Source organism: Marinomonas sp. SBI8L, assembly GCF_001624705.1.
GTDB lineage: Bacteria > Pseudomonadota > Gammaproteobacteria > Pseudomonadales > Marinomonadaceae > Marinomonas.
Genome location: NZ_JSEO01000021.1, coordinates 64553 through 75088 on the forward strand (window position 1 = coordinate 64553; position 10536 = coordinate 75088).

A 10536-nucleotide genomic window follows, 5' to 3' on the forward strand; every position below is an offset into this window, starting at 1 on the left:
GTATCGTTAACCTGTTATGTTTTTAATCGCTTTAGCTGTATCCAGAACAGACTCAGAGAATGATCTTGGCTCCCAATTAAACAAAGCTCTGGTTTCTGAATTATCGGCATGTATATTCATTCCCAAAAAACCAACCATACCTTTCGCTTCTCGATCAAAAAAGGCTGCTAATTTTATAAGAAAATTTGGGGCTAACCGCGTACTTGGGCCCTTGTAGCCATTATCTTTCAGTATTTGCGCGATCTCTTGAAGACTATTTGGTTTTTCAGCCGCACCTATAACACGTTTATTCACGGCATTTGGAGCAGTCATTACTTGAAGATGCAATTCAGCAATGTCTCTTACATCTGCCATTGGCATTGAGACATTTGCAACCATAGGTACTTTTCCGCGGAGCATCTGGTCAACTACACTCATGGCCTGTCCCTCGATATTTTTTCCGAGTGGAGGACCAAACACACCTCCAGGGTTTACACTTACCATTTCTATCTTGTGTGAATCCATAGGCTGATCTTCAATAAAATCCCACGCAGCTTTTTCAGCAAGTGTTTTACTCTTAGTGTAAGTGCCGATATCAGCACTAGTATCAGTCCAGCTATTAGGGTTAATTGTACCTGTTTTCATGCTTCCCATCATAGCAAGTGCCGAGCTGGTTAAAACAACTCTTTGAACTCTTCCTTTTCGAGCTGCCTTTAACACCCGTAATGTACCTTCTACAGCAGGATTTATCACTTCTGCTTCATCTTTTGGAATTGCAACAACATAAGGAGATGCCATATGAATGACATAGTCACAACCTTTCATTGCTTCATCCCAACCTTTATCTGAATTTAAGTTAAGTTCAGTGAAAAACAAATTCGCGGTATCAACAGATGCATTTTGAAGCGTCTTTTCAACTTCTTTGGCTTTTGCAGTGTTCCTAACAGAACCTCTTACAGTATAGCCTTCGCGCAATAACTTCTTAGCAGTATGAAGGGCTATATAACCTGAAATTCCAGTCAATAATACGGTCTCTTTTCTCATTGCAAGCATGCCTCCAATTGCATAATATAATTTCGTCTTAAAATTGGTTCAGTAGATATATGACTCATGAGTCTATTTTAATTTAGCCAAAAAACATGCGGTAGATCATAAATTGGCAAACATAATCCCTAAAAGTGGGATAAAAACTTACACAAGTAGTTATAGCTATATGACAAACAACTGATACGGCTCTCAACAATCTAGTTTTTTTATAATAGGCAATACCTACTGCTGCCCTCAATTGAATCCCTCTTTTGAGTCCGTCTGAATTAATGGGCTTATTCCTAAAGATAATATTTTTGTAGATTAACACTGAATTTAATGCGCTAAATCTAAGATAAAATCCGTTTATAAGCAGTGTCCCCTCATCGTCATTGCAGTTTAGTATGTCCACAATTCTCAGCGGAGTAAGCTTCAGCGCTAACTGCTGCTTGAAAGCGTTTATCAAAGACAGTTGTAACTTAAACTCATAATTCTAATATGAGGTTAATTAGCAGAAGTATAGGAGTTAGTTTGCAATGCAAACTTCTTGGCAACTCTTCTCTTTCATAGCCAATAGAGGGAAATAGCATCAATAGGCAATTTTTCTATTTTATCTACCTTCTATGAATAAGTAGTATTAATTTATTTATGTCACTTTAAAAATTAAACTAAGCGAGTAATATTGGAATTCGTTTTTTGATTTTATCATATAAAGCAATAACTTATTTTTAGACTAGCTTTTAAAAAGGCTTATTCGTTAAGCATCTAGCTTATTAGCCCTAATTCAATCAGGTTTTCATATGAATGATTTACGTAGGCGCGCCCTCATCTACACACTCTGTTTTTGTAGTGGCTTTAGCATCATGGGGATTGAGTTGTTAGGTGGACGAATTCTAGCGCCTTTTTTTGGTTCCAGTATTCATATTTGGGGCAGCATTATTACTGTCTTTATGGTGAGTCTATCCATAGGGTATTTATTAGGTGGAAAGCTCTCGGTCTCTACCAGATCCCTCAAAATGTTTGCTTTTATTTATATCTTTGCAGGCCTTTGGGTGCTGCCTATTGTTTTCTACTCAAACAATATAATGGAATTCATTTTCATCAATATTGAAGATACACGTTATGGTTCACTCCTCGCTTCATCCTGCCTATTTCTAATCCCAACCATCATTCTAGGTATGATATCGCCCTATAGTGTTCGCTTATTAGTTGATAACCACAATGAAAGTGGAAAAATAGCAGGCAAACTCTATTTCGTCTCAACCTTAGGCAGTGCTTTAGGAACCATCATTACTTCTTTCTATCTCGTATTACTCTTTGATATTAACCAAATTGTTTTAGGTTTTAGCTTAGTACTCATAAGCCTTGGCCTCATTACTATGAATATTGCAGTAAGCAAAGGCGCTAAGATTGAAAATGAGGCATCCCATGTTTATAAAAAATAAAAAAGCAAAAAGTCATATAATGACTTTAACTCGATACCTCTTAATCTATTGCCTTGCAGCCTCAACAACCTCTCTTAATGCAGAAGTCATTCATCAAGAGCCTTCCTTGTATCACACAATTCTAGTAGAGGATGAAAATGATATTCGCTGCATAAAGTTCAATGTTAAGGCCATTAATATCAACCAATCTTGCATGTTTAAGGACCAGCCCAATAAGTTCGTTTTTAACTATACCAAGTTACTTTTCAGTGCTTTGCTACTTAACGATCAACCAAAAGATATACTCATTATTGGTCTTGGTGGAGGCTCCCTTTCAAACGCATTACATCAATTATTACCCGAAACTAACATCACCAATATTGAAATTGACCCAGCCATGATTAAAGTGGCAAGAGATCATTTTAATTTAGTTGAAAACGAGAAAGTTAAAACAATCAGCCAAGATGGCCGCCTCTATATCAAACGGGCACGCTTAAAAAAGCAGCACTTTGATTGGATAATTCTAGATGCCTTTAATGGCGAATATATTCCGGAACACCTTTTGACGAAAGAGTTTTTATCAGAAGCTAAGGACATACTAAAACCTAGCGGCCTCCTGTCCTCTAACACCTTTATAGGCAGCCAACTATTCTTACATGAATCTGCTACCTACCATTCGGTATTTGGTGACTTCTTTAGTATTAAAAATGACCTTAAGCAAAATCGAGTGATTTTGGCGGGCAAAGAACCTTTAACCAAGCTCAATGTTTCTGAGCAACGTATTAACCAATTAATAAAAGCTTTGAGCCCCTTTGGCATAGATGTATCAGACTTAGTGAAAGCAATGGAACTCGCCACACTAAACTCACATTGGCCTGCAGACACTCGTATTCTCACAGACCAATATTCACCCGCTAATTTACTACTTAAATAATCTCGGCTCCAAGCTCTAAGTGCGACACATTTTTTAAACAACCCGCTATAGCTCTTTAAGAAGCATAGCGGGCTGCTTGAATCCTAAATACTTTAAAGTTGCGACCTGTTTTTATTGAAAGTAGATAAAATTTAACAAAGCCAATTCTTTTTCCTTACCTAACAACTTGCTATAAAGCAGGCTTACTTAACCCATACGCATAATCATCTCTGTATTGATTATTGATTAAGGTGTTTTGTTTTAAACGATTCTCACGGATAAAACCTTCTTTCTCTAGTAAGCCAAATGAGCCAGCATTATCTACAGAACAATAAGCAACCAATTTATTTAGCATTAAAATATCAAATGCATACTGTTTAATAAGTTTAAGCGCTTTACTACCTATGCCTTTACCCTGAGCGCTTGCTTTAATCATAAAGCCTACTTCAGCAATTTTAGTTTCATGATTAACCACTCTCAGAGATATGAACCCCAACTTTTCACCACTTATGATTTCAGAGATACTAAAAGAGCGCCATTTATCACTATCAAGCTCCCAAGGTGGCAATCTTTTTTCAAAAGAAGATTTAGCCTCATAATAAGTCAAAGGGTCATAAACATGTTTCATCATTTGTGGGCAGGTAATAATTTCTAGAAAACACTCAAAATCAGAGTTTTGAAATGGTAGAAGTTTGATTCTTTCATCTGAAAATTGCATGACATCTCCTTAGGCTTTATAACGCCCCGTCCGATAGCTTGCTTAAACGAAAAGCGGAGCTGAATAAACTGTTACGCGTTAGACTTAATGGCTTTGTTAGACACACTTTGATTCAGGCTATAAGCAAAATATATAAACCATAAATATATCATTAAATCTAAGGATCGTTGGTACACACCAACAAGGGGGGAATTAGGATCTAAATTTAGGAATGCGTAAATACAAATGCCTCCAATGGTAAAGCTTACATATTTAAAAACGTTAAGTTGCCCTGTAAATGACGAACCAGATGACAAAATAAATATTGAAATTACCCCGCATAAATAACCAGGAAAAGCAGACAACATATGAATATTGTGGGAAACCGTAGGTTCAACAGGCCTACATTCAAAGTCACATGGATATAATGCAGAAATACAAAGAGTTACCGCATAAGCAGCAATAAAGCTAAATCCTGTTATGTTTCTCTTTGTTTTAGGGGAAGCTAAAAAACAAGTAAATACAAATGCCAGTATAAAGATCTCGGTAGGAATAAAGCCTAAATAATTAACATATTCGCCATGTGGAGAGCCTGTTGCGCCAAGCTCACTGATGAACTGAGTTATATGGCTATATTCAGGATAATATAAGCCTGCAATAATAACTGTTCCAGCAAACCAAACTAGACTCAATATTGGGAAAACTAAAAGTAAATTTTGTCGATTCAACATACGAGCCTCAGTTAGTTTGTCTAAATGTTTAATATGACATCCATACTAAAAGAGATCAGAAATAACTTCAGCTGAATTGAAATGGGTGTCCGATTAGAGCTCTCGATTAGAGCTCTCATTTAAGCTAACCGCTTAATAACACCCATCCAAAATTAACGCCCTTTACCACCATGTTTTCGCCTGATAGTTAGCCCGCTGTGTGCTGTACCGCTTTTTTTAGAAAAGCATGTATTCAGGCGTCAATGGAAATGCAAAACGCCCTTCTACGGGATAGTGGTCAGACAAATCCCAGCTTTTCCAATGCTGACTGTCGATACTACGCGGTGTCAGCATTTTATTTTCTGAAGCGTAAGGCGCAATATGGTCATTACTATATAAAACATAATCTAAATATTCATTAAAGGCTTCATCAGCATAAATGTTAACAGGGCCGGCGTATGAATATGGGTAAACGCCAGTGGCTTCAGGCTCTGTAGCATTCAACAATTCTAAAAAGGCGACATGCTCTTGAGGATAGTTAAGTTTATCCACATTAAAATCACCCGCCATAATCACAGGCTCTTCATATGGGATCTGCTTGCTTTCGATAAAGCGTTTCAACTGTGCCAATTGCTCAAAACGAACAGTGACATCTTGCTCACTGGTATACGCATGCGTGTGTGTCCCAAAAATATGAAACGCATTACTGCCTTTTCTTATTTTCGCATAATTCATCCCTTTACTAGCGAAACACCCATCTCCTCGACACGCGTCATAGACTACTGCGTCTTGGGCTTCGATAGGCCAGCGGCTCGCAATAAATGAACCTCCCGTCAAAATTTTACCCACTTTCCATGGGATCTCCGTCATATAGGGGTAAGTCTGAGCGACTTTTTCTCTAAATTTTGCAGTTAAAATGGGGTCGAACACTTCTTGAAAGACCACCACATCGTAATGGGTCATATACTCAGCGATAGTCTCTAACCTATCACCCGTATTTTTAGAGGCAAGCGGTGGCAGTAATGCCCAGGTATTGTAAGTCAGTACATTTAGCTCATTAGCGTATTGAGACTTTTCTGATTGATTAAACTTTTCGTGGATCACATAGTGGATATCATCACCTGATGCTCTGGCTGAAGAAGATTTAAATGCCAAAGTTTGTTGCTGATCAATTAAAGGCACGCGATGGATGTCGCGATCATAGTGCCAAGGATCATCCTGACCACTCAGCCACATTTTGCTAAATGTGCTGGTGCCGAGTAATTTCTGCTTTAAATAAACCGGCTGCGACGCACCATTAACTTCAGTTGTAAAAAAATATTCTTTTCCCCATTTAATGCCTTGGTCACGGTTAAAACGCAGAAACTTAACCGTGCCTAATGGTGGCACTTCAGCAGCCAATTGCTGCCATTGATCTCCATGACGAATATTGTCGTGTCCAGTCTGCTGCGTACTAAGGGTCAAGGTTTCCATGGTATTGTTGGTTAAATATACGTAGCTTTCTGCCAACGCTTGGCCCGATAGTAAGCTTGATAAAACACCGATAATGACTAAGCCGATCGCTCGGCATTGCTTAAGTCTGATCATTCACTGATTCCTTTCTTTTAATTATTTGATTTGAATGTTCTGCTGTACCTCACTCATGCCATAGGTCGGTATTTTATAAACCGAAAAGCCATGATAAAGCTCAGCAAGTGGGCACAGAGTCACACCATTAAAACTAAATCGTGTGCATTACGTGGGTATGACACCTTGTATAATTTATACTATCGACAACATAGGCGTGATCAGAAAAATAAGGTCGTGTTAACCTAGCGTTTTCGAATTAAAAATCATTATAGGTGGTGCACTTCTATTTAGAGTACAGGTGATGCTTTTATTTAGGTAAGTACCAATTATTCGCTACTTCAGTGCCAACTTGCAGCACCAAGGGAGTATGCTCCCCTAAAAAAAGCACGCACCTTCTAATAGAAAGCACAGCAAGAAACACAGTGGTAATAGATGCTTTTCTAAAAAATGAGAATAAGCGTTATTAGGGGGTTGCAGCTAACTAAAAGAGAGTATTTTGGACTGCTCACCCTTGAGTGAATCAAATAAAGCTAGATAGTGAATGGAATTAAATCAAATTAGAGTAGGTATGCTATTAGTATTATGACGCGAGTAAATGAATCAGTCTTAGTTACCTAATTTCTAAACTATCGACCGAACTTAATCTTGTTTAACTCGTCTTTGAGAAAGTGAGTTTTCTCTAGATCAACGCCATGAATGTTTGCTAAAGCACATACATAATAGAGAACGTCATACAGCTCTTCCGCAATGCTTCCCTTAAGCTCTGAAATTTCCGGTTGTCCTGCTTTGTCTTTATTGATTGATTCAGAAAGCTCTCCAACTTCCTCGATCAATTTGAGAAAATACTTGTGGGCTAACTCTGGGTTGTGATCAACCGTTTTAATATAGCGTTGTAACTCTGATAACTTCATAAAATCCCTATTAATTAGACTTTTTGCACTGGTGCATAACGCCAACATAAAGAGCGCGGCTTGCCGCGTCCAGCACGTAGTTCGCCTTTGATGTTTTTGTTAAGTGTTTTATACACCACCATTAACCGCCACCCAGAATGCAAACCCTAAGAATGCAAAAGGAATAAAGCTTGAGAGCATACCGCCCAGTGAGTTGGCTGTGATTTGACCATTTAAAATCTGCTTTATGCTGATAATAAATGCAACTGCCCAACAAATGAAGCCCAATATTCCAGTTGGCGAAGCGACAATAAATGATGTCTCTACAGATACACCCACAGAGGTAAAAATACCTACTAATAGATACATACTAGGAAACAATAGCCAGCCATAGAAGCTAGTTAATGCAGGGTTTTTCGTTAACTTAGAAACTCGTTTCATTATCGTCGCGACACTTAACGCCCCACTAAGAGGCAAAAATAGTTAGCTAAAAAACAATGTTTAATAAGATGTTTAATAAGACATCGATTTTAAAAGAGATCAGAAACAACTTCAGCTGAATGAAACTCACTTTTCCATTTTTTTGTATTTTATTTATCAGAAGGAAGGAAAACCTGTAAATCGAAGCTCAATTACAAAGAGTTTCAAACTGAAGCCACGAGTAACCCTCGCGTTAACGATATTTAGGTTTTATTAAAATAGAACTGAATTTAGTAAGCTAAACCTAAGAAAGAAGCCGCTTACAAGCAGCTAATCCCGATCGCCGTTGCAATTCAGTGTGTTCACAATACTCAGCTAAGTAAGCTTCTGAGCCAACTGCGGCTTTAAAATGCTTTTCAAAGCTGGTTGTTACTTCTATCCATTGCTCTGACGTGAGGTTAATTCGTTGAAGAATAGGCGCTAGAGAGACATCAATACTCCCCCTTTTGTTCTCTCTCATAATCCTCCCTGTGAGATCGATTAATTCAAGGTAATCTATGAGTTTAAAAGGTAATCCTTCTGGTTGATCTTCTCTTTCATAGCCAATAAAGGGAAATAAAATTTTTGGTTGAGTTTGATTCGCTTTGGCCACTTCGATTCGAGTTTTGATACTCGTATGCTTTGAGGTTTCTGGTGCTTTTTCCATGTTGGCGCGAACAGGGTTTAAGTCGACGTATGCTATGCATGACACAAGTTCTGCCTCGTCTAATAACGCTTGTGACTTAAACCTGCCCTCCCAGAATCGGCCTGTACATTTGTCTTCATTGTTGGCCATACGAGCAATTGGCTCATTCAGCTCTCTCATAAACCAGCTGATGTCTGTGAGTCGTTCTCGATATTTCTCACAACTCTCATACACAGATACAAGCTCAAACTCTGCCATTTCTTTGTTTTCTAGATATTTTTCGGTGAATTGTGTGCCTTTATGCAAACGATGCCAACGCTCAAGCACTTCTCTGATAGACCAGCTATTGGCTTTCTCAGTATTAACATGAAGAACTAAGTGGGTGTGCTTTCCTAAAAAATAGCATCACCGCATAGGCGCTGACATCTATCGCAAAGATAGCAGCAAGAGACAATATCTTATCTTCAATCCAGCCTCGTCTGTGTTCGTAACTTTGGCCTGTGAGCTTATCGCTACCACACAGAAAGGCTCTCCTGACGCACCGAGATACACAGTGGTAATAAGTAGTGTTTTGAAGACTTATTAGGGATTTACGTGGCTTAGGCATATTAGATTCCTCATCCTTGAGTGAATTCAATAAAACTAGATCATGAATGGAATTAGATCAAATTGTTAAGGGTGTCCTGTTAGTTGTCCTCTATTTTAAAAGATAAATTGGAGTAGGTGCCCTATTAAAGAATTTGATAGAGATCACGGTAAGCCTGATAATGGTAAAGATAAGAAAGAATAGGTATGCATGGCTACAAGTAATACATTAACTATGCCTCCCCAACTGACAGCATAATAAATAAACTTCCACTTTAGGTTCATCGTAAAACTAACAGGTAGCCCTGTTACTTTCTCTTGATGCTCTAGCGAAACAGTTTTCCATAGTATGATGAGCCTGAGGCAGTTGTAGAGTATTAGTGGTATGGTAATTAGAGACCATGGGGATACTTTTCCATCAAGATTCCCTGCGCTATAAATATATTCCCATAACTTGCCACCAATGGTGGTGCTCATGTCTTGGAGAGGCTCAAACAAGAGAAAGTTGTTGGAAAGGCTCCAAATCTTTAGCAAAAAAAAGGCATAAGGAAATAAAAAAAAGGCCATAGAAGTAACGTGGACTGTATGCCAAAACCCGCTAAATGACTTTTTCAATTCAACAAAATCATCAATTATTGTCATTTGTGCAAGAGTTGCTTTATCTAACCCTCCGTTATTACCATCTATATTTCTAAGCTTGTTCAGTACTTGCCGCTCTATTATACAGTTATGGGCTTCCTCTGAAATATTAAATGATGTACGAGTATTAACCTTTATATTCTTGAGGTCTGAATCAGTTAGGCTAGAGACACTTAGATTTGTCCCCGACAAATCAGCCCCATTTAAATTTACGTTTTCTAGCTTAGCCCCACCAAACTGGGACCCCTTAAGCTTAGAGTTTTTAAGGGAAGCGCCATTAAATATTGTATTTTTGTCAGCAAATGATTTACTTAAATCGCTGTTTGATAAATCAGCTCCCGTAAAATTTGAACCTCTTATATCTGTATGATATAAGTTGATGCCACTTAAGTCTTTGTTACTAAAATCTAGATTACTAAGATCGACTCTGCTCTCTGTAGTTTCATTTCTGTTTGAGTGTCTTTCCACTGGCGGTTTAATATTATTCCATTTAGAAATGTCGTCTATTATCGCTGAATAGTACTCATTCTTTGTGTTGTTATCATTTTTCATACTTGTTGCGCTTTAATTGCCCCGTGAAAGCGTTAAGATTAAAAGCAGTCTTCTCATGAGATTTCTATAATTTTGGTTAAACCTTAGAGCCAATATTTACCTGAACCAGAATCGACCAGGAGACTTTACTTGCCCTATAACATCTATGGACACCCCGCTTTTTGCAAGCAAAAATATCTTCTGACAAGTAAGGTTTTGCAGCCATCTATTCGGATTTTAAATGAGGGCTTTAACCTCTATCCCTGATGAATTTCGCTGACTTGGTTCTAATCATTTTAACGTTTTCTTAAGAAACGATGTTAGTCCCAGAGTATCCAAGCCACGGTTCAACCTGTTTAGTCATCAACTTTTATACTTAGCAAAACTGAGTATCTTATTTATTCATTCATAAGCAGTTAATTTGTTAACTTAACTGCGCTTTATATTCTCTATTATTGGCTAAAATAG

Annotated in this window: 9 protein-coding genes and 1 pseudogene; 2 read left to right on the plus strand and 8 right to left on the minus strand. The window is 38.0% G+C overall.

Going from position 1 to position 10536, the window contains the following annotated elements; translation table 11 throughout:
• Positions 1-6: 6 nt before the first annotated feature.
• Entirely contained in the window at positions 7-1023 is a 1017-nt protein-coding gene (locus OA91_RS22835) for an NAD-dependent epimerase/dehydratase family protein (protein ID WP_157203880.1), read from the minus strand.
• 782 nt (positions 1024-1805) lie between these two features.
• On the opposite strand from OA91_RS22835, the gene OA91_RS24780 reads away from it, so the two are divergent.
• Positions 1806-2450: a fused MFS/spermidine synthase gene (locus OA91_RS24780; protein ID WP_063339965.1), complete on the plus strand. Its 645-nt coding sequence runs from the start codon at positions 1806-1808 to the stop codon at positions 2448-2450.
• A 19-nt stretch (positions 2451-2469) separates the two neighbouring features.
• On the plus strand, positions 2470-3363 hold the full coding sequence (locus tag OA91_RS24785) for a spermidine synthase (protein ID WP_063339975.1): 894 nt from the start codon (positions 2470-2472) through the stop codon (positions 3361-3363).
• A 169-nt stretch (positions 3364-3532) separates the two neighbouring features.
• Here OA91_RS24785 and OA91_RS22850 read toward each other — a convergent pair whose 3' ends face one another.
• From OA91_RS22850 to OA91_RS22880, 7 genes and pseudogenes are all read right to left on the minus strand, one after another.
• Positions 3533-4060 carry a GNAT family N-acetyltransferase gene (locus OA91_RS22850; protein ID WP_063339966.1) on the minus strand — a complete coding sequence of 176 codons (528 nt, stop codon included), beginning with the start codon at positions 4058-4060 and terminating at the stop codon, positions 3533-3535.
• Positions 4061-4131: 71 nt separating this feature from the next.
• Positions 4132-4770, minus strand: coding sequence for a DUF998 domain-containing protein (locus OA91_RS22855; RefSeq protein WP_063339967.1), 639 nt, complete (start codon positions 4768-4770; stop codon positions 4132-4134).
• Between the two features lie 216 nt (positions 4771-4986).
• On the minus strand, positions 4987-6336 hold the full coding sequence (locus OA91_RS22860) for a sphingomyelin phosphodiesterase (protein WP_063339968.1): 1350 nt from the start codon (positions 6334-6336) through the stop codon (positions 4987-4989).
• Positions 6337-6944: 608 nt separating this feature from the next.
• Positions 6945-7229: a MazG nucleotide pyrophosphohydrolase domain-containing protein gene (locus OA91_RS22865; RefSeq protein WP_063339976.1), complete on the minus strand. Its 285-nt coding sequence runs from the start codon at positions 7227-7229 to the stop codon at positions 6945-6947.
• A 108-nt stretch (positions 7230-7337) separates the two neighbouring features.
• A complete protein-coding gene (locus tag OA91_RS22870) occupies positions 7338-7649 on the minus strand; it encodes a hypothetical protein (protein ID WP_063339969.1) in 312 nt (103 codons plus the stop codon).
• Positions 7650-7932: 283 nt separating this feature from the next.
• Positions 7933-8920: pseudogene (locus tag OA91_RS22875) on the minus strand (transposase).
• Positions 8921-9063: 143 nt separating this feature from the next.
• A complete protein-coding gene (locus OA91_RS22880) occupies positions 9064-10089 on the minus strand; it encodes a pentapeptide repeat-containing protein (RefSeq protein WP_063339970.1) in 1026 nt (341 codons plus the stop codon).
• Positions 10090-10536 lie beyond the last annotated feature (447 nt).